This is a genomic window from Fictibacillus gelatini DSM 15865 (assembly GCF_000430745.1).
GTDB lineage: Bacteria > Bacillota > Bacilli > Bacillales > Fictibacillaceae > Fictibacillus_A > Fictibacillus_A gelatini.
In genome coordinates this window covers 318,213-336,243 of sequence record NZ_AUMP01000003.1, presented here as the reverse complement: position 1 = coordinate 336,243, position 18,031 = coordinate 318,213, and the positions used below count along the sequence as shown (strand labels likewise).

The 18,031-nt window shown below is 42.3% G+C and carries 18 protein-coding genes; 3 read left to right on the top strand and 15 right to left on the bottom strand.

Features of this window, described 5'->3' with window-relative positions; all coding sequences use genetic code 11:
• The first annotated feature begins 136 nt into the window (after positions 1-136).
• Entirely contained in the window at positions 137-607 is a 471-nt protein-coding gene (locus H538_RS0107180) for a DinB family protein (protein WP_026677033.1), read from the top strand.
• A 44-nt stretch (positions 608-651) separates the two neighbouring features.
• On the opposite strand, the gene H538_RS0107175 is transcribed toward H538_RS0107180, so the two are convergent.
• The 6 genes from H538_RS0107175 to H538_RS0107150 all read right to left on the bottom strand — a co-directional run bounded on the left by H538_RS0107175 (position 652) and on the right by H538_RS0107150 (position 4,299).
• Positions 652-837, bottom strand: a complete 186-nt coding sequence (locus H538_RS0107175; RefSeq protein WP_026677032.1) for a DUF5370 family protein — start codon at positions 835-837, stop codon at positions 652-654.
• 17 nt (positions 838-854) lie between these two features.
• A complete protein-coding gene (cdaS, locus tag H538_RS0107170) occupies positions 855-1,478 on the bottom strand; it encodes a sporulation-specific diadenylate cyclase CdaS (RefSeq protein WP_026677031.1) in 624 nt (207 codons plus the stop codon).
• A 51-nt stretch (positions 1,479-1,529) separates the two neighbouring features.
• A complete protein-coding gene (locus H538_RS0107165) occupies positions 1,530-2,474 on the bottom strand; it encodes an MBL fold metallo-hydrolase (RefSeq protein ID WP_154657918.1) in 945 nt (314 codons plus the stop codon).
• A 93-nt stretch (positions 2,475-2,567) separates the two neighbouring features.
• Positions 2,568-2,981: a thiol-disulfide oxidoreductase DCC family protein gene (locus H538_RS0107160; RefSeq protein WP_407636380.1), complete on the bottom strand. Its 414-nt coding sequence runs from the start codon at positions 2,979-2,981 to the stop codon at positions 2,568-2,570.
• 154 nt (positions 2,982-3,135) lie between these two features.
• Positions 3,136-3,819: a TerC family protein gene (locus H538_RS0107155; RefSeq protein ID WP_026677028.1), complete on the bottom strand. Its 684-nt coding sequence runs from the start codon at positions 3,817-3,819 to the stop codon at positions 3,136-3,138.
• Between the two features lie 276 nt (positions 3,820-4,095).
• Positions 4,096-4,299 (bottom strand): Vpu, encoded by a 204-nt coding sequence (locus H538_RS0107150; protein WP_026677027.1) that lies wholly within the window; start codon positions 4,297-4,299, stop codon positions 4,096-4,098.
• A 245-nt stretch (positions 4,300-4,544) separates the two neighbouring features.
• Between H538_RS0107150 and H538_RS0107145 the strand changes: the two genes are divergently transcribed.
• Positions 4,545-5,789 (top strand): pyridoxal-phosphate-dependent aminotransferase family protein, encoded by a 1,245-nt coding sequence (locus H538_RS0107145; RefSeq protein WP_035350264.1) that lies wholly within the window; start codon positions 4,545-4,547, stop codon positions 5,787-5,789.
• A 30-nt stretch (positions 5,790-5,819) separates the two neighbouring features.
• Positions 5,820-6,194, top strand: coding sequence for a cyclophilin-like fold protein (locus tag H538_RS0107140; protein WP_035350262.1), 375 nt, complete (start codon positions 5,820-5,822; stop codon positions 6,192-6,194).
• 54 nt (positions 6,195-6,248) lie between these two features.
• Here the strand turns inward: H538_RS0107140 and H538_RS0107135 are convergent, their stop codons facing one another.
• From H538_RS0107135 to katG, 9 genes are all read right to left on the bottom strand, one after another.
• Positions 6,249-7,715: an FAD-linked oxidase C-terminal domain-containing protein gene (locus tag H538_RS0107135; protein ID WP_035350260.1), complete on the bottom strand. Its 1,467-nt coding sequence runs from the start codon at positions 7,713-7,715 to the stop codon at positions 6,249-6,251.
• Positions 7,684-9,084, bottom strand: coding sequence for a (Fe-S)-binding protein (locus tag H538_RS23315; RefSeq protein WP_051291357.1), 1,401 nt, complete (start codon positions 9,082-9,084; stop codon positions 7,684-7,686). Before H538_RS23315 ends, H538_RS0107135 begins: the two co-directional genes overlap by 32 nt.
• Positions 9,085-9,086: 2 nt before the next feature.
• Positions 9,087-10,403, bottom strand: a complete 1,317-nt coding sequence (locus H538_RS0107125; RefSeq protein ID WP_026677023.1) for an FAD-binding oxidoreductase — start codon at positions 10,401-10,403, stop codon at positions 9,087-9,089.
• Between the two features lie 216 nt (positions 10,404-10,619).
• A complete protein-coding gene (locus H538_RS0107120; RefSeq protein WP_026677022.1) occupies positions 10,620-11,483 on the bottom strand; it encodes a class II fructose-bisphosphate aldolase in 864 nt (287 codons plus the stop codon).
• Positions 11,484-11,548: 65 nt separating this feature from the next.
• Entirely contained in the window at positions 11,549-12,433 is an 885-nt protein-coding gene (locus H538_RS0107115; protein WP_026677021.1) for an NAD(P)-dependent oxidoreductase, read from the bottom strand.
• 30 nt (positions 12,434-12,463) lie between these two features.
• Entirely contained in the window at positions 12,464-13,720 is a 1,257-nt protein-coding gene (locus tag H538_RS0107110) for an ArgE/DapE family deacylase (RefSeq protein ID WP_026677020.1), read from the bottom strand.
• A 68-nt stretch (positions 13,721-13,788) separates the two neighbouring features.
• Positions 13,789-15,147, bottom strand: a complete 1,359-nt coding sequence (locus H538_RS0107105; RefSeq protein ID WP_026677019.1) for an allantoinase — start codon at positions 15,145-15,147, stop codon at positions 13,789-13,791.
• 39 nt (positions 15,148-15,186) lie between these two features.
• The gene (locus H538_RS0107100; protein ID WP_026677018.1) at positions 15,187-15,627 is read right to left on the bottom strand and encodes a Fur family transcriptional regulator; all 441 of its coding nucleotides are present in this window, start codon (positions 15,625-15,627) and stop codon (positions 15,187-15,189) included.
• Positions 15,628-15,797: 170 nt separating this feature from the next.
• Complete coding sequence (gene katG, locus H538_RS0107095) at positions 15,798-18,008, bottom strand: catalase/peroxidase HPI (protein ID WP_026677017.1); 2,211 nt, start codon at positions 18,006-18,008, stop codon at positions 15,798-15,800.
• Positions 18,009-18,031 lie beyond the last annotated feature (23 nt).

Genomic DNA, 18,031 nt, shown 5'->3' with positions numbered 1-18,031 from the left:
CCTTTAACCGTCTAAAATTTATCTCTAAACCTATTCTATCACGAGTTTATTCATCGATCTCTATGAATCTTAAAACTTATACCACGGTCGAAATTTTGATATAGTAAAAGGGAAGAAATAAGAAAGGAGAATAATAATGAGCGACTTGATCTTTAAGCAATTTGAAACGACAAGAGGCAATTTTTTAAAAAATGTTGAAGCAATTTCAAAGGAAACAGCCAATGTTCAACCTGAAGGGTTTAATAACACGATCCATTGGCATATCGGCCATGTATTGACAGTGACAGAACAATTTATGTTCGGCTTTCCGAAGAAATCAGCACATCTCCCGGAAAAATATATCGAACAATTCGGAAACGGGACTAAACCGGCAGATTGGAAAGATGATGTTCCACAAGTAAGTGAACTCATTTCACAATTGAAGGAACAATTAGAACGCATCAAGCAAATTCCTGCAGAACGATTTAATGAAAAACTTGAAAAGCCATTTTTAGGACAAGAAACATTCGGGGAATTAGCTGGTTTCAGCCTGATGCATGAGGCGATGCATTTAGGGCAAATTCAGGCAATGAAGCGTATCATTGAACAAGCGGGTATAAAAAGCTAATAAAAAAATCAGGAGTTATTCTTTAATGAATAGCTCCTCTTACATCAGCGCTCTTCAAAATACGAATTCACCAATTGTTCAATTTGTTCGGGATCAGGCTGGTTGCCTGAAAATGTGAACTCCAATTCTTTTAAAAATTCTCCATCCTTATAGACGTGGACACCGCCTTTTTGAAGAAGAATGCTGTACTCCACTTCAAACATATGGCCGTTTCTTTCAATGGCTCCCATATCGATACCTCCAAATATCACATGTCATAGCTCGGCGTAAAAAGATATAACGTTCCATCTAATGCAAAAGATGTTCTCCCGGTTTCTTCAGATACGACTAATATTAATGCATCGCTCATTTCGGATAGCCCGAGAGCCGCCCGGTGGCGCGTTCCAAGTTTTCGCTCGCCGTAAAACGATTGGGATAGAGGAAGAACATTAGCTGCTGAGACGATTTGGTTGCCCTGTACTAATACGGCTCCGTCATGAAGAGGGCTGCCAGGATAAAAAATCGACTCGATTAAGGAAAAGGATAATGCTCCCCCGATTGGCGTGCCGGGATGAATCAACGGATTTACCGGGTCGTTTCGTTCAACAACGATTAACGCCCCGTGCCTCTTACTGGATAGATGCTGAATAGCTGTTGTAATGACGATGTATGAATCCGTAAATGGGGATAAATAAGCTTTTAAATAATAAGAAGCCGCCGTTGATTGAATTTCAAATAACTTCTTTTGAATTTCCTCAAATTTACATAATGTGCATTCATCTCTTTGATCGAGCGACTCTAAAATATCATCCATCTTCCCCTTAATATGAATAATGTTTTCTTTCAATTGCTCTTTCATAGTGGAGGAAAATTCAAACTCGAACTGTCCCATCCTCATCACCCTGTTCGCTTTTACTATTCATGTTTTCCAAACATCGGCAAACTATGTATTTTTATGAGATAGATCTGGTCGAAAGATTTCCCCTAATTTTAAGATGTTTAATTGTTCGTTTGGAAGACGAAGCCGTTCCCACTCGGATTTCACCCGCTCTAAAGCTTCTTTGGGCGTATCGTCGGCTAATCGAAAGGCGCCATAATGCATCGGGATAAAGCATTTCGCCTTTACATCCAAAAATGCTCGCACCGCTTCTTCGGGATTGACATGTTGAGGAGACATAAACCATTCCGGTTCATACGCCCCGATCGGCATTAATGCATAATCAATCGAAAATCGTTTCCCGATTTCTTTAAATCCGCGAAAATACCCGCTGTCTCCGGCAAAATAAATCGTCTTTCCACCCTTTTGTTCAATGATCCAGCCGCCCCAGTGGGACGTGTTCGTATCCCAGAGCGTTCTTCTCGTCCAATGCTGGGCCGGAACAAACGTAAACGTTAGATTTTGGATAGTAAAGGAATCCCACCATGAAAATTCACGGACCTTCTTATAGCCTTTTCTTTTCATTAAACCGAGCAATCCATCAGGGACAAAGAATTGCGGCTCGCCGGAAATTCTTCTTAACGTATAAAAATCCAAATGATCGTAATGGCCATGTGAAATAAGAACCAGATCGATTGGGGGAAGATCAATGATCGGAATCCCGGGCCGGCTTAGCCTTTTATCAAATCCCATCCGATTCGCCCAGACCGGATCGGTTAAAATATTAAGACCATTCATTTGCAAAAGAAATGTTGAATGACCGATCCATGTAATCGTCATTTCTGTCCTATTATTTTGCAAAAAAGCGATGTCAATGTCTTCATCATGGGGAACGACGAATGACAGGTCCTTCGTTTTCCCTCTCCGCTCTTTCCGCCAGCGCAAAAGTTCTTTCGCTGATCGAATCGTATTGATTTGATCGAGATTTTCATAACGTTTTTGTGCCAAGATGATTCACCTTCTTACTTTTCATAAACGGGCAGAGTTATTTTTAACATCTTTTGAAATTTGCATTACCAGTTTAAAGTCTTTTAACAAAAGACATTAATCTAAAAACCGCTCTATAATTGAAGAATCGGGAACCATGCACGATTCTTTTTGGCCAAACCATTTGTAACGATTTTTCGCAATCCAATCATAAACCTTATCCCGAACCGACCGTGGGATAATGATCAATGGATAAAGCAACTTCCAACAACCTCCAAGATCTTTCACTACATGAAGCGCGGCTGTCGATTTTACATAATGTTCATTCTTTTTGACGTACACAAAACTATCGATTGGATGATCCTGTAAGTTAAACTTTTCAAGTAATACTTTTCCGACCTTCGATTGTAAAGGGGCAAATAAAAACTTCCCATCAGGATCTCGCTTAATAATGAATTGAACGATGCCGCTGCATAAGTTGCAAACCCCATCAAACAAAATAATCGGTTTAGTGTGCAGTTCATTCATCAAACATTCATCTCCCTTCAACATAGGGATTTATTTGCTCACCATTTCACATTATAGTTTACCATACAAATCTACTAAAATATAGTAATTATTTTCCCAACATTTTTATATTTGCACACAATAAAAAGGCCCATTAAATTGGACCTTTTGCACAACATTATTGAATGTGCTCTCGAACCTCTTCTCCCTTTTCTTTTCCCTTTTGTTTTTTCAAGTACCCAACCAATACAACAGCAGCTACTACTACAATTTCAAACCCGTATTTAATAAAAGGATTGTCAAAAAGATTTTTCATGAATTCAAATTGTTCTTTCACGATCATTTTTGAAGCCGTCCACGCCAGGATTCCGGCTCCAATTGTAATGATAATCGGAAAACGCTCCATCCATTTTAAAATGATTGTGCTTCCCCAGACGACAATCGGAACGGAAATCGCCAGTCCGATAATAACGAGAAGAAAGTTTCCGTGCGCCGCACCCGCAACAGCAAGAACATTGTCAAGCCCCATAACCGCATCGGCAATAATGATCGTGCGGATCGCAGCCCACGTATTTTTCCCGGCTTTAACCTCGTGATCTTTTTCTTCGGTTAATAGTTTATAGGCAATCCAGATTAAAATCAGTCCGCCTGCAAGAAGCAGCCCGGGGATTTCCAATAGCCATACGACAGCAATTGTTGCCGCAGCCCGAATGATGATGGCCCCAATCGTACCCCATATGATAACTTTTTTCTGCTGGTGTTTCGGTAAATTTCTTGCGGCTAATCCAATGACAATCGCATTGTCTCCGGCCAAAACTAAATCAATCATCACAATCGAAAGTAAAGCGATCAAAAATTCCATTTTCATTATCCCCTTCTCTCTTTAATTTTTCCCTTATTGGTCTAAAACCAATAAAAAACGCCTTTACCATATGTATTGGTAAAGGCGCAAAAAAAACCTTCACCAAACACTGGCAAAGGTCTCGCTAACAATCAACATTGCCAATAAAGCCGAGGACCCAAGTCCCGTAATGACGACTTTATTGCAAGAGCTACTCCCCTTTGGGAATCACTATTCATTTAATTATCTTGATCATAACGTAATCTTCCAAAATTGTCAATCGAATTTTCTTATGTATCAGCTATGAGATTGATCATTCTTTGACTGTGCTTCCTTTATTTTAGCCTCAAGTTCGCCTAATTTCGTCAATTCCTTTTGATGGTGCCATTTAAAAAAACGCCAGACAACCACCGCGAGAATAATGAAAACGATAAGAATGCCCACCGCCGGAATATATTCCGTTTTATCTTCTGGAAAGTAAAGTTCAAACAAAAGAAACACTTCCTTAAACGATGTTTTTTACCATTATAACAAAAATTACTGACAAACTTAATGTTTTGCATTTTGTACATCGTGCATGGTTGAATAGAGCGATTATTGTCCACAGTAAACAATGACTCGACCTCCCATATCTACTAAAATAAGCATAAAAAAGTAGATCGGTTAAAGATCAATCCACCTCTCAAAAAAGGAGAGGGTTTTATTTATTATAAGACAGATAAATAGGATAAGGAGAGGAATTGAGCATGTATAGAGATTTAAGTACTTCTTTGCGAACGATTATGACGCCCGGTCCTGTTGAAGCAGAGCCACGTGTCCTCAGGGCATTGTCTACTCCGATATTAGGGCAGTTTGATCCGGAGTTTACAAATATGATGAATGAAACGATGGAAATGCTCAGGAAATTGTTTCAAACGAATAATTATTGGGCCTTTCCTATCGACGGCACATCAAGAGCAGGAATCGAGGCTGTTTTATGTAGCATTATTGAACCCGGTGATCGAGTGCTTGTGCCAATCTATGGACGGTTCGGCCATCTCCTTACCGAAATCGCCGAGCGGTATGATGCCGAAGTCGTTACAATGGAAACGGAATGGGGAGAAGTTTTTCAGCCTCATGATGTAATTGAAGAAATTAAAAAGGTGAAACCAAAGATTGTAGCGATGGTACACGGTGAAACATCAACTGGACGCATGCAGCCTTTAAAAGAAATCGGGGAAGCTTGTAGAGATATGGACGTTCTTTTTGTTGTTGATGCAGTTGCCTCAATTGGCGGCACTGATGTAAAAGTAGATGAATGGAAAATCGATGCCTGCATAGGCGGCACGCAAAAATGTTTATCCGTCCCCTCTGGAATGGCTCCGATTACGTTTAATTCAAGAATTGAATCCATTTTATTGGAACGAAAGAAAATTGAAAGAGGCCTTGCTGACCGAGAAGAAGACAAAAAACGTCGGCGTCCCGTCATTCGCAGCAACTATTTTGACTTAAGCCAACTGATGGATTATTGGAGTCCGATCCGTTTAAACCACCATACCGAAGCGACTTCAATGTTATACGCTTTACGCGAAGGATTGCGCATTGTATTAGAAGAAGGACTTGAAGAAAGATTCTTAAGACATCAATTGCATGAAAAAGCACTCATCAAGGGAATTAAAGCGATGGGGCTAGAACTGTTCGGCAATGCCAAATATAAATTGCCCGTTGTTACATGCATAACGATTCCTGAAGGGATTGACGGAGAAGCCGTCCTTTCGATGCTGCTTGAAGACTTCGATATCGAAATCGCCAGCTCATTTGGTCCGCTCAAAGGAAAAATATGGAGAATAGGAACAATGGGCTTTAGCTGCAGGAAGAAAAACATTCTTCACGTTTTAGGCGCTCTAGAAGCAGTGCTGATTCGACATGGCCTGAAACTTCATGCCGGCCGTGCCGTCCAGGCTGCGTTAGATGTGTATGATAACGAGAAATGCGCGGTTGAAACGATATAAAAAACAACATTTTTATTGGGGGAGAAGAATTTGAAAAAAATCAAGATCAAAGTCAATGACTATCAATTAAATGGAGTACTCCATGACACTCCAGCGGGAGAAAAGATTTGGAACAGCCTCCCAATTTCATCACGCGGTAGCCTCTGGGGCGATGAAATTTATTTTTCGATCAATGCTGATGTTAAGCTTGAAAATGAACAAGAGGTGGTCAACGAAGGGGATCTTGCCTATTGGCCACCCGGATCCGCCTTTTGCATATTTTACGGCCCCACTCCAGTAAGCGCAAATGGCGAAATTCGACCAGCAAGCTCTGTCGAAGTATTTGGGAAAATTACAGACGATGCGAAAGTATTGAAGAAAATTAACCGCCTGCCAGATGTCTTAATTGAACGCGCGGATGCTTAAACTAAAAAGCAAAAGATGGAATTCCACAGTAGAATTCCATCTTTTTTTATCTCGTTAATTGATAACAGGCTCTCTATTTGTAATAATTTCCTGTTTTATTTCTGCGCACCGGCTCGGACTTGGAAATATTTTTCCCGGATTTAACAGATTATGAGGATTAAAAACGCTTCGTATATTCGTCTGTGCTTCGATTTCATCATCTGTAAAAATAAACCGCATCTCTTCCTTTTTCTCGATGCCGACGCCATGTTCCCCGGTGATCGATCCGCCGCTTTCGGCACATGCTCTCAAACATTCCGATCCGGCAGCGAGCGCCCGCTCCGTCTCACCTTCCTTTTTTGCATCAAACAAAATAAGCGGATGAAGATTGCCGTCCCCTGCGTGGAAAATGTTCGCGATCCTGAGACCCGATTTCTTGCTGATGTCGTTAATTTTTGCAAGGACTTCCGGGAGTTTTGTTCTTGGAATAACCCCGTCTTGGACGAGATAGTCAGGCGAGATGGCCCCCATTGCGCCGAAGCCTGTTTTTCTGTTCGCCCACCATTTCGCTCTTTCCGCCTCATCTTTAGCGACCTTGACTTCTCTTACGTTACGTCTTCGGCAAACCTCAACAATTTCATTAATCTCGTCTTCAATTCCAACCGTGATTCCATCTACTTCAATAAGGAGAAGCGCCGCAAGATCTTTCGGGTGGCCGACAGGAAAATTCGCCGCTTCCACCCCTTCAATTGCGGTTTTATCCATCATTTCCAGTGCGGCTGGAACAATCCCGACCGAAATAATGTCGGAGACGGCATAGCTGGCATCTTCTATGCGATCAAAATAAGCGAGCACCGTCTTCTTCCCTTCCGGATTTTTCAAAATTCTGACGGTAATCTTCGTAACGATCCCCATCGTCCCTTCCGAACCTGTTAGCAGTCCTAACAAGTCATATCCCGGGCGATCGGCAATCCCTTCCTCGCCAATTTCTACAATATCTCCGTTTGGCAGCACGACTTCCAGTCCAAGAACGTGATTCGTCGTTACACCATACTTCAAACAATGCGCCCCGCCAGCATTTTCTGCCACATTTCCGCCGATCGTGCAGGCATATTGGCTCGAAGGATCAGGTGCATAATAGTACCCTTTATGGGCGATCGAGTTCGTTAATTTTAAATTGACAAATCCCGGCTGGATAACAGCCTGCCGATTTTCATAGTCAATACGTAAAAGCTTTTTCATTCGAACAAGGCTAATAATGACTTCTCCTCCAAACGGAATCGCTCCCCCGCTTAAGCCCGTCCCCGCACCACGGGCGATAAATGGGATGTTACAATTGGATAAATAGTTCACTATTTGTGACACTTCTTCAGTAGTTTTCGGAAAAACAACGGCTTTTGGCATTCCTTTATAAAGCGTTAATCCATCACATTCATACGCAATTAAGTCCTCTTTCCGATAAAGGATATAATCGTCCCCGACAATGCGGGCTAATGATAAAATGGTCTCATCACCTTGCACTTTTCGTTTTTTCCTGAACATGGCCTTCACCTCCCTTTTCCCCATCTTCTTTTTGATAAGCCCAATCTAACAGTTGCATCGTATGGACTATCTTTTCGCTTCTTCCATGCCGCAGGACGCCCATTGCCATCTGAAGCATGCAGCCCGGGTTTCCCATTGAAATCATTTCAACATTTTCGGGCACATCGTTCATTTTTCGCTCCAACAGAACGCCCGCCATTTCCGGGTTCGTTAAATTGTAAATACCGGCACTGCCACAGCATCGGTCCGCATCCGGCAATTCAACCATTTCGATTCCTGGAATGCTCTTCAAAAGCTCGCGCGGTTCAAAGCGAATTCCCTGTCCGTGGGCAAGGTGGCACGCATCATGGTACGTAATCCTTGTCTTTAGTTCACCTTTCGGGTGTTCATAGCCCTCGGTATACAAAAACGTGGAGACGTCTTCTACTTTACGAGCAAATTCTTCTGCTTCTTTCTTCCATTCCGGTTCATTTCGGAACAGCTCAGGATATTCTTTTAACGCGCAACCGCATCCCGCCGCATTAACGACCACTTTTTCAACATTTTTAAACGCCTCGATATTTTGCTTCGCCAGCTTTTTGCCAGTTTCACGGTCGCCCGCATGAACATGCAGTGCGCCGCAACAGCGCTGTTCTTTCGGAAGCATTACTTCATATCCGTTTCTAGTCAGCACACGAATCGTCGCTTCGTTAATGTCGCTGAACATTACATCCATCACACACCCTGTTAGCATGGCCACTCGTTTCTTCGTTTTTCCTTTAGCAGGCACAACTTCATTAAATTTTTTTAAAGTTGGTTCATGGTCCAAAGTCGGTAAAACAGCTTCCATATCTTTCAAATGACCTGGCAATATATTTAACAGTCCTGTTTTTCTTATAGTGGTTTGCAAACCGCTTTTCTGATAAAATTTCATCAGGCTTCCTAACGCGTGCAACCTGTTGGGATGCGGGAATACCCCTTTTAAAAAGAATTTATTCACCGCCCCTTTAAAACCGGATAACGGCATCGCCTGGCGAATTTGCCCTCTTGCTTCTTCGATTAGGCCACCGACCTGAACATTGGCCGGACACGCCGTTTCACATGCCCGGCAGTCAAGGCATGTGAAAATCGGATGCGCAAATTGTTCATTTACTTCGATTTTCTGTTCAGCAACCGCTTTAATTAAATACACTCGTCCTCTTGGCGATTGATGCTCTTCACCCGTTTGTTGATAGGTTGGACATGCTTCAAGACACATACCGCAATGGACACAGTCAGTCCATTTGTTCTCATCCGGCGGATCATTCCATAGATAGTTTCCAAGACTCATTGACATGCAGGCAGGTGATTTCCCACTTGCACTAATACGTTCTTTTTCTTCTATACTCATTTTTACAAACCTCCGACGAATCGCTGCGTGTTCAGGACGTTATTTGGATCGATGGCTTTTTTAATCCCTTCAAGCAATGAAAAATAAGAAGGTGGATCTCCCCAAACATTAACGTGTTTTCTCAGTATATAAGGCGCATGCTCGACAATAGCGTACCCTCCTTTATTACACCCGGCAGACCTGATGTCCCTTACATACGATAATACAGCCTCTGTATTCCCTTTGACATACGCTTTCGTAATCCCATGCCCAATCCCACCATGAACCCGCACGTCGACATGTTTATTTAAGCTCATGAGATGGCACGCTTCTACTAGTTCAATGACATCGATATTTTTACTTCCAATTTTAATTCCTATTTCCAGATTACTTTCATCAATTTCTTTTATTCGTAGCGGATTCGGAGCTAATTTGGCAAATGTAGACCAGATCTTTTTTGCTTCATGTTGCTGCAAGATAATTAATTCCGTTTCTTTCGGTTGATGTTCCTTTATCCACATTTCTTGATAAAGGACCGATTTTTCAATACCTTCTAACCCGATGAATAGCGTGTAACCTTCTAACCCGGTCAGCTGATTGGATAACGTTGGATTGACCAGTTCAAGAGAAACCGGTTCCATCATCGAGTCTAGAAGTTGAATAACAAATGAACGGATTTCATGTAAATTTTTTTCAGAAAAAGATAGAAGGACGAGACTTTCATATTTAGGCAATGGCCTGAGCTTTACTGTTACTTCACTAATGACTCCGAGCGTTCCCATTGAACCAACAAATAGCTTGTTCATATCATAGCCGGCAACGTTTTTCACAACTTTACCGCCAGTGCGAATCACCTTGCCGTCCGGGTAAACGACCCTTAAACCGATGACAAAGTCCCGGGCTGAACCGTATTTCAGCCGCTTTGGTCCGCTGGAATTGGCAGCAATCACACCGCCAATCGTCGCAAATTCCGGCCACGCAGGATCAACGGAGAGACACTGACCAAACGGAGCCAGATATTCCCCAATTTCTTTTATCGTTGTTCCTGGACGAACAGTTATAGTAAGATCGCCTGCCGAATATTCGACAACACCTTTACAATGGCTCAAGGAAAGTAAAATATCGGCTTTTTCCAAAAGGCCGCCAAACCCTTTTTTCGTGCCGGAGCCTTCAACAAATACTTTCCTGCCATTTTTGGATGCGTAAGTTAAAATGGCCGAAATTTCTTCTTCTGTTTGCGGATAAACTGTACACTTTCCGAGGTTGCCGAACGGATCTTCATCTCCTGACTTTACGATTCGCTTTTCATCAACGATCTTCTCTAACTCAGTAACCACTATTTTAGACACCCCCCAGTTTGTTGCGTTATAAACAACAAAGTTCCCAAACAGTCGTAAAATATGGAGCTGATTTCAGACATAGCTTTGTTAAGATGAAGCTATTTTTCCTTTTGCTGATATAATAACCCAATTACACAATCACTTCAATTGCGAATTTTTTATAAATTCAAACAAAAAAGAAAACCATCCCTCCTATAAAAGGATGGTTTGCCTTTTTTAACAAACTGCCTGCTTTTCATTTGAAAACAGACGCACAAATCGCTGCATAGCTTTCTCCATTTTTTGCTGCATTACCCGGTTAATATTAGATAAATGAGGCATCGGATCATCTTTAAACTCATCATCAAATGCGGATTTCAAAAATGTTACAGCAGCCACTGAAATCTCTGTGTTTACGTTAATTTTGCAAATTCCATGATTGATCGTCTCCACTATTTTTTCATCAGGCGTTCCGGAACCGCCGTGCAATACTAATGGAATGTTGACAAGTTCATGAATTTGTTGAAGGCGTTCAAGATCAATGTTCGGCTCGCCTTGATACATTCCATGAACAGTCCCGATCGCTGCAGCCAAAAAATCAATATTCGTCGCTTTAACAAATTCGTTTGCTAATAATGGATCAGTTAACGTTCCATCTCCTTCTTCTTCATCCGAATAAGCCCCCTTCGCCATCGAGCCAATTTCTGCTTCAACGGATACACCCTCCATATGGGCAATATCTACAATTTCTTTCGTCCGCTTTATATTTTCTTTTAGCGGGTATTTTGATCCGTCATACATAACAGATGTAAATCCGTTTTTGATCGCACGAATGATCGAGTCCTTCTCATAGGCGTGATCCAGATGGAGAGCCACCGGAATTGCCGCCTTGTGCGCCATCGCTTTCACCATTGCTGCAAAGCCTTCAACATCAACCGTCGGGAAATACCGTTCGCCAAGCGCGATGATGACAGGCTGCTCTTCCTTTTCAGCGGAAGAAATTGCTGCTTGCACTGTCTCCAGGCTATACGTATTAAAGGCTGCAACTGCGCGTGTTTCTTCTTGCGCTTTCTTTAACATTTCTTTCGTACTGATTAGCATTTCAATCTCTCCTTTATTAGAAGAAAAGAATGTAATAAGCAGGAACCTGCTTATTACATTCTTTTCTATTTCACCAATTCCACGTTGCTTTTCTCTTTAAAAAACAAATAGTGTGCCGACATGTCATCATTTTGATAATCCGATTCTTTTGCGCTTTCAAGCATCTTGTTCACGAGTTCTCCTGCTGGCAATTTAATATTATTGTTTTCGGCCATTTGTTGCACTAATGACATATCTTTGTATAACAAATTAAGAGCAAAGCCCGGTTCATACTCGTTTTTGGAAATGTACTTAAAATGCCGTTCGAAAATGCGGCTCTGGGCATAGCTATTATTCAATATTTCAAACAAGTTTTCTAACTCGATCCCCATTTTTTCAGCTAAAAACAACGCTTCACTGACAGCCTGAGTATGAACGCTGACCATGTATTGATTAATGAGTTTAAAAATTGTCCCATTACCGACTTTCCCCGTATGGTAAATGTTTTTCCCGAGCACTTCGAAAATCGGGTAAACTTTATTAAAGACTTCCCTGTCACCGCCGACCATAATGCTTAACGTTCCTAATCTTGCCCCTTCATTTCCGCCGCTGATCGGCGCATCTAAAAAGCCGATTCCTTTTTTCTTTGCCGCTTCATATATTTTTTCATTTAAATCCGGAGAAACCGTGCTAAAATCGATTAACGTCAATCCTTCTTTACCATTTGGTAGAATACCGTCTTTGCTGAAATAGATGTTCTCTACATCATCAGGTAACGGAAGGCATGTCATGATGACATCCGCCTCTTTGGCAAGCTCGGCAACCGACTTGCCAATTTTTCCGCCATTTTCAGCGAAAGTCATTTCTTTTCCTTTGCTCCGGTTAATTCCAAATGTTTCATAGTTTGCTTTTACTAGATTGATCGCCATCGGAAGGCCCATGTTTCCTAATCCTATAAACCCCAGTTTCATCGCTTGTCCAACTCCTTAAGTTAAAGGACTTTATTGCAATAAATCATAAAGCGCTAAAGCAACGATTTTCGTTGATTTGAGCAAATCGTCAATTTTTACATGTTCGTCAGCACGGTGTCCGTTCGCTTCTAACAATGTTCGCGGACCGGCGCCAAACAAGACGATAGGTACACCTGCTTCGGCAAAAAGGCGGGCATCCGTATACAATGGCGAACCTTTAATTTCTAGTTCTTCATCCGTCTCCATCACTTCTTTCCAATTGGAAGCGACCGCTTTCACTAATGGAGAGTTAACAGGTGTTGGGCCAAAGCTGTTTGCTAATAGAATACGAGTGACTTCCGCTTGAATGCCTTCGTACTTCTCCACGGCAGTATCAATGATATTGCGAAGCTCTTTTTCAACCATTTCACCATCTTCTTCCGGAATCAATCGCCGGTCCATACGAATCACACACTCATCAGGGACGACATTTGTATTAATCCCGCCGGAAATTAATCCTACCGTAATATTCGGCGTATCAATGCCCGGAATTTTCGAATGGATCGAAGAGAGCGAATCCCGATAGTTATAAATCGCATTCAACACACCTGTCATCGCTTCTAACGCATCATGTCCGTGCTGAGGCTCAGCTGCATGAGCAGATTTCCCTTTTAATTTCACTTCAAGGTGAAGGCAACCGTTGTGAGCATTTACGAGAGAATAGGTGAAGCCCGGATAAATCGCCATATCAGGATTGACCAGCTTTCGATCCAGCAGCCATTTCGGTCCTACTAAGCCGCCTGTTTCTTCATCAAATGTAAATGCAAAGGAGATTTTCCCTTTCAATTTATCTTTAAATTGCCGTAAAGCTAATGCCGCAAACGTGTAAGAAGCAATGTCCGATTTAGAGACGGCTGCACCACGGCCGTATAATTTTCCGTCGACAATATTTCCGCCATACGGATCCTGTGTCCATCCAAGGCCCGGGGGTACGACATCCCCGTGAGAAGTTAACGTAATTTCTGGGCCTTCCCCGTTGCCAAACGTTTGAAAACCAACAACATTCGATACGCGAATCATCCCATGGGCTTTTACAAGTTCCTCTTCCACCTCATGAAGCTTTACGTTTTCAAATTCAAATTCATTTAAGCGTTTGCCAATATGTTCAGCAATCTCTTGCAAATCTCCAGGAGGATTATCCGATGGGATCGAAACAAGTTCCTGCAGGAAACCGATCAATTCATCTTTATGATCCTCAATATATTGGATAAGTTGTTGTTTCTCAGCACTTAACGTTTTTGTACTCAATTCAATTCGCTCCTTTGTTATGATTTGTATGAAAAACCAGAAAGCACAAAGTATTAGGAAAATTGATATTATGGAATCGTTTCATATTGCCCGGATGAAATGATTTGTCCATTTTCAAACACAATCTTCCCTTTGACAATCGTCGCCACATTTTTTCCTCTGAACGTTTTCCCGACATATGGCGAATGTGGATGACGGTAAAAAAGATCATTCTCGTTCAAACGGTAAAACTGAGTAAGATTCACGATCGCTAAGTCTGCATCGCTGCCGACAGCAATCGTCCCTTTTTGAGGGTATAGTCCGAACCTTTTTGCGGGGTTTGTTGACGTCGTTTCTACAATTCTTTCTAATGGGATATTCCGTTTCCAATACCCTTCTTCCAGCAGTACCGAAAGTGTCGATTGTGCACCCGAAATGCCTCCCCACGCTTTAAACATGTCACCATCTTCCGCTTGCTTCATCATTGGCGGAGCTGGCGAATGGTCAGAACCGATAATGTCAATTTCTCCATCGGCGAATGATTTCCATAACGCCTCCACTTCATCTTTACCTCTTAACGGCGGGGCGCATTTTGCAACAGGGCCGATTCTTGAAAAATCTTCTGTTGTTAAAGAAAGGTAATGCGGGCACGTTTCAACAGTAACATCAATACCTATTTGTTTTGCCCGTGTCACTAATGATACGACTTGACTGCTGCTTGCATGGACGATATGTAGCTTACAACCAGTTACTTGAGCGTACGATAAAATTCTTGCCACTGCTTCAATTTCAGATAAAATCGGCCGTGATTCACAAAAATCGATTGCTGCCGTTTTTCCTGCCTTGCGCTTTTCTTCAGCTAATTGATTCGTTATATCTGTGCTTTCCGCATGAACGGCTAAAACAGAATTCAATTGAGCAATTTTTTCCATCCCTTTATAAAGGATTTGATCATTTGCATTTTGAAATTCATTAATACCACTAGGAGACATAAAAGCTTTAAAACCGATGACGCCGCATTCATGCAATTCTTCTAAATACTCCAGATTTGAAGGAACCAATCCTCCCCACAGCCTGTAGTCAACAATCGCTTTCTGTTTTGCCAGTTTATCTTTCAATTCGAACGCGTGTTTCGTAATCGTTGGAGGATGGCTGTTTAACTGCATATCGAAAAAGGTCGTTGCTCCTCCTGCCGCCAGACTTCTGCTACCTGTTTGAAATCCTTCCCATTCCGTTCTTCCAGGTTCATTAAAATGAACGTGTGAATCAATTAATCCCGGAAATATATATAGATCGGTAGCATCAATCTCTCGAAGGCCTTCGCCTTCAAACGATTCATTCTCGACGATTTTTTCGATTTTTCCATCGTTAATAACGATATCGCCCCGTAAGACTGAATCAGACGTTACCATCGTCCCATTTCGTATAATAAGATCAAATGCGGACATGATTTTGTCACTTCCTCATTATTCAATTAACTGACCAAATTAAAAGTTGTTTCTGGCTTCTTTACATTCCGGACAAATGCCATGAATTTCAAAAAGATGGCAGGAAATTTGAAACCCGGAAAGTTTTTCAGCATACTCCTCAATTTCCTTTAGTTCGGGATAATTAAAATCGCGCATTTTCCCGCAACATCTACAAACGACATGATAATGGAAATTCTTTGCCCACTCGTAGCGGCTTGAAGCTTCTCCATATGTCCATTCTTTAATGAGCCCATATTTTTTAAAGCATTTTAAATTGTTATAAATCGTCGCATTTGTAATGTTTAACAGTCTGTTGGTTAAATATTTGTAAATCTCATCAGCGGTAGGATGGGAATCCGTAGTGGCTAAATATTCCAGAATGGCCATACGTTGTACGGTCATTCTTACCCCATTATTTTTTAATAGAGCAACCCCTTCCTTTAAACGATGTTGATTCATTTCAACACCTCTTTATTCGGTTTTTGCACTCCGTAGTAGAAAAGATCATCAAGTTGATGATCTTTTCTACTACTAATTAGAGTGTTAATTTGTCACAATTAAATGAGAATAATTTGAGAATAAATGAGATTGGAACGAATTTAAAACTTCTTTCTAAAAATATGAATCTCTTAAACTTCTTGCGGCACGGATAAGTCTAATTTGAGATCAAAACGGTCAGCGTTCATGACCTTAACCCATGCAGCTACGAAGTCACGTACAAACTTCTCTTTGTTATCGTCTTGAGCATAAACTTCTGCAATTGCGCGTAGAACTGAATTTGAACCGAACACCAGGTCAACTCTAGTTGCCGTACGCACTACTTCGCCTGTCTTCCGATCACGTCCTTCATATATACCACCGTCTACAGGCTTCCACTCAACTCCCATGTCAAGCAAATTAACAAAGAAGTCGTTAGTAAGTGTACCTACACGATCAGTGAATACGCCGTGCCCAGTATCACCGTAGTTCGTACCGAGAACACGCAAACCACCAATAAGTACAGTCATTTCTGGTGCTGTAAGGTTTAGGAGTTGTGCCTTATCTACTAAAAGCTCTTCTGGACTTACACTATATTGTTTCTTCTGATAGTTGCGGAAACCGTCAGCGATAGGTTCCAGAACTGCAAAGCTTTCACTATCCGTTTGCTCTTGTGTGGCATCGCCACGTCCAGGGGCAAAAGGTACAGTTACATCAAAGCCTGCATCTTTTGCAGCTTTTTCTACTGCAGCACAACCACCAAGAACAATCAAATCAGCAATGCTCACATTCTTATCCAGTTCGCTTTGAATCTCTTCATAAACAGAAAGCACTTTGGCAAGGTGCTCTGGCTCGTTTACTTCCCAATCCTTTTGAGGAGCAAGACGGATGCGAGCACCATTTGCACCGCCGCGATGATCTGAACCTCGATAAGTGCTGGCAGAAGCCCAGGCAGTTTTAACAAGTTCACTAACTGACAGTCCAGAGTCAAGGATTTTCGCTTTCAATTCTGCTATTTCAGCATCTGTTAAATCATAATTGCCAGCGGGTACAGGATCTTGCCAGATGAAATCTTCTTCTGGAACTTCCGGACCAAGGTATCTTGCTTTTGGACCCATGTCACGGTGTAAAAGTTTAAACCACGCGCGGGCAAATGCATCTGCAAACTCATCTGGATTTGCATGGAAACGACGTGAAATCTTCTCGTATATTGGATCATGACGCAATGCTAAATCAGTGGTAAACATAACTGTCGGAACTTTAACAGATGGATCTTCCGCATCTGGTGCAAGATGTTCCTCATCAGCATCTACTGCATGCCACTGCCATGCGCCCGCAGGACTCTTAGTGAGCCACCATTCATATCCAAATAACATATCAAAATAACCATTATCCCATTGGGTTGGATTAGGTGTCCACGCCCCTTCAAGACCACTCGTAATCGTGTCACGGCCTTTACCGGAACCATGTGAGCTTATCCAGCCTAATCCCTGTGCTTCAATAGGTGCTGCTTCAGGCTCTGGACCCACATGAGAGGCATCTCCTGCGCCGTGCGCCTTACCGAAAGTATGGCCGCCAGCAATTAGTGCAACAGTTTCTTCATCGTTCATACCCATACGTGCAAAGGTTTCACGAATATCGCGAGCCGCAGCAATCGGATCTGGTTTACCGTTTGGACCTTCCGGGTTAACATAAATAAGGCCCATTTGAACAGCAGCAAGAGGATTCTCAAGCTCACGATCGCCTGTATAACGATTATCGCCCAGCCATTCCGTTTCCTTACCCCAATAGATGTCTTCTTCCGGATGCCAAATGTCTTCACGGCCTGCTCCAAAACCTATTGTCGGTCCTCCCATCGATTCAATGGCAACATTTCCTGCCAAAACGAGCAAGTCGGCCCATGAGATCTTGTTGCCATACTTTTTCTTAATCGGCCATAGGAGCCGGCGCGCTTTATCAAGGCTAACGTTATCAGGCCAACTGTTCAGTGGCGCAAAACGCTGGTTGCCAGTGCCCCCGCCTCCCCGGCCATCACCATTCCGGTATGTACCGGCTGCGTGCCAGGACATACGGATAAAGAGAGGACCATAATGTCCATAGTCAGCAGGCCACCAATCTTGACTGGTTGTCATCAAATCGCGAAGATCCTGCTTAAGAGCATTGTAGTCCAACTTTTTAAACTCTTCCGCATAATTAAAGTCTTCTCCCATAGGATTCGATTTTCTGTCATGCTGACGGAGAATATTCAAGTTTAACGCGTTTGGCCACCAGTCCTGATTTGTCGTGCCACTAGATTTTAGACTCGTCATGGCGCCGTGGTTGAAAGGGCATTTTCCCCCGTTCGGAATTTCTTTATTGTCCATTTTTCATTCTCCTTTCTGTATAC

What these genes read in the sequence shown, in the direction of transcription:
- katG (WP_026677017.1), bottom strand. Translation starts at nt 18,008, where the DNA reads ATGGACAATAAAGAAATTCCGAACGGGGGAAAATGCCCTTTCAACCAC.
- H538_RS0107180 (WP_026677033.1), top strand. Translation starts at nt 137, where the DNA reads ATGAGCGACTTGATCTTTAAGCAATTTGAAACGACAAGAGGCAATTTT.
- H538_RS0107105 (WP_026677019.1), bottom strand. Translation starts at nt 15,147, where the DNA reads ATGTCCGCATTTGATCTTATTATACGAAATGGGACGATGGTAACGTCT.
- H538_RS0107100 (WP_026677018.1), bottom strand. Translation starts at nt 15,627, where the DNA reads ATGAATCAACATCGTTTAAAGGAAGGGGTTGCTCTATTAAAAAATAAT.
- H538_RS0107115 (WP_026677021.1), bottom strand. Translation starts at nt 12,433, where the DNA reads ATGAAACTGGGGTTTATAGGATTAGGAAACATGGGCCTTCCGATGGCG.
- H538_RS23315 (WP_051291357.1), bottom strand. Translation starts at nt 9,084, where the DNA reads ATGAGTATAGAAGAAAAAGAACGTATTAGTGCAAGTGGGAAATCACCT.
- H538_RS0107145 (WP_035350264.1), top strand. Translation starts at nt 4,545, where the DNA reads ATGTATAGAGATTTAAGTACTTCTTTGCGAACGATTATGACGCCCGGT.
- H538_RS0107120 (WP_026677022.1), bottom strand. Translation starts at nt 11,483, where the DNA reads ATGCTAATCAGTACGAAAGAAATGTTAAAGAAAGCGCAAGAAGAAACA.
- H538_RS0107175 (WP_026677032.1), bottom strand. Translation starts at nt 837, where the DNA reads ATGGGAGCCATTGAAAGAAACGGCCATATGTTTGAAGTGGAGTACAGC.
- H538_RS0107155 (WP_026677028.1), bottom strand. Translation starts at nt 3,819, where the DNA reads ATGGAATTTTTGATCGCTTTACTTTCGATTGTGATGATTGATTTAGTT.
- cdaS (WP_026677031.1), bottom strand. Translation starts at nt 1,478, where the DNA reads ATGGGACAGTTCGAGTTTGAATTTTCCTCCACTATGAAAGAGCAATTG.
- H538_RS0107135 (WP_035350260.1), bottom strand. Translation starts at nt 7,715, where the DNA reads ATGTTCAGGAAAAAACGAAAAGTGCAAGGTGATGAGACCATTTTATCA.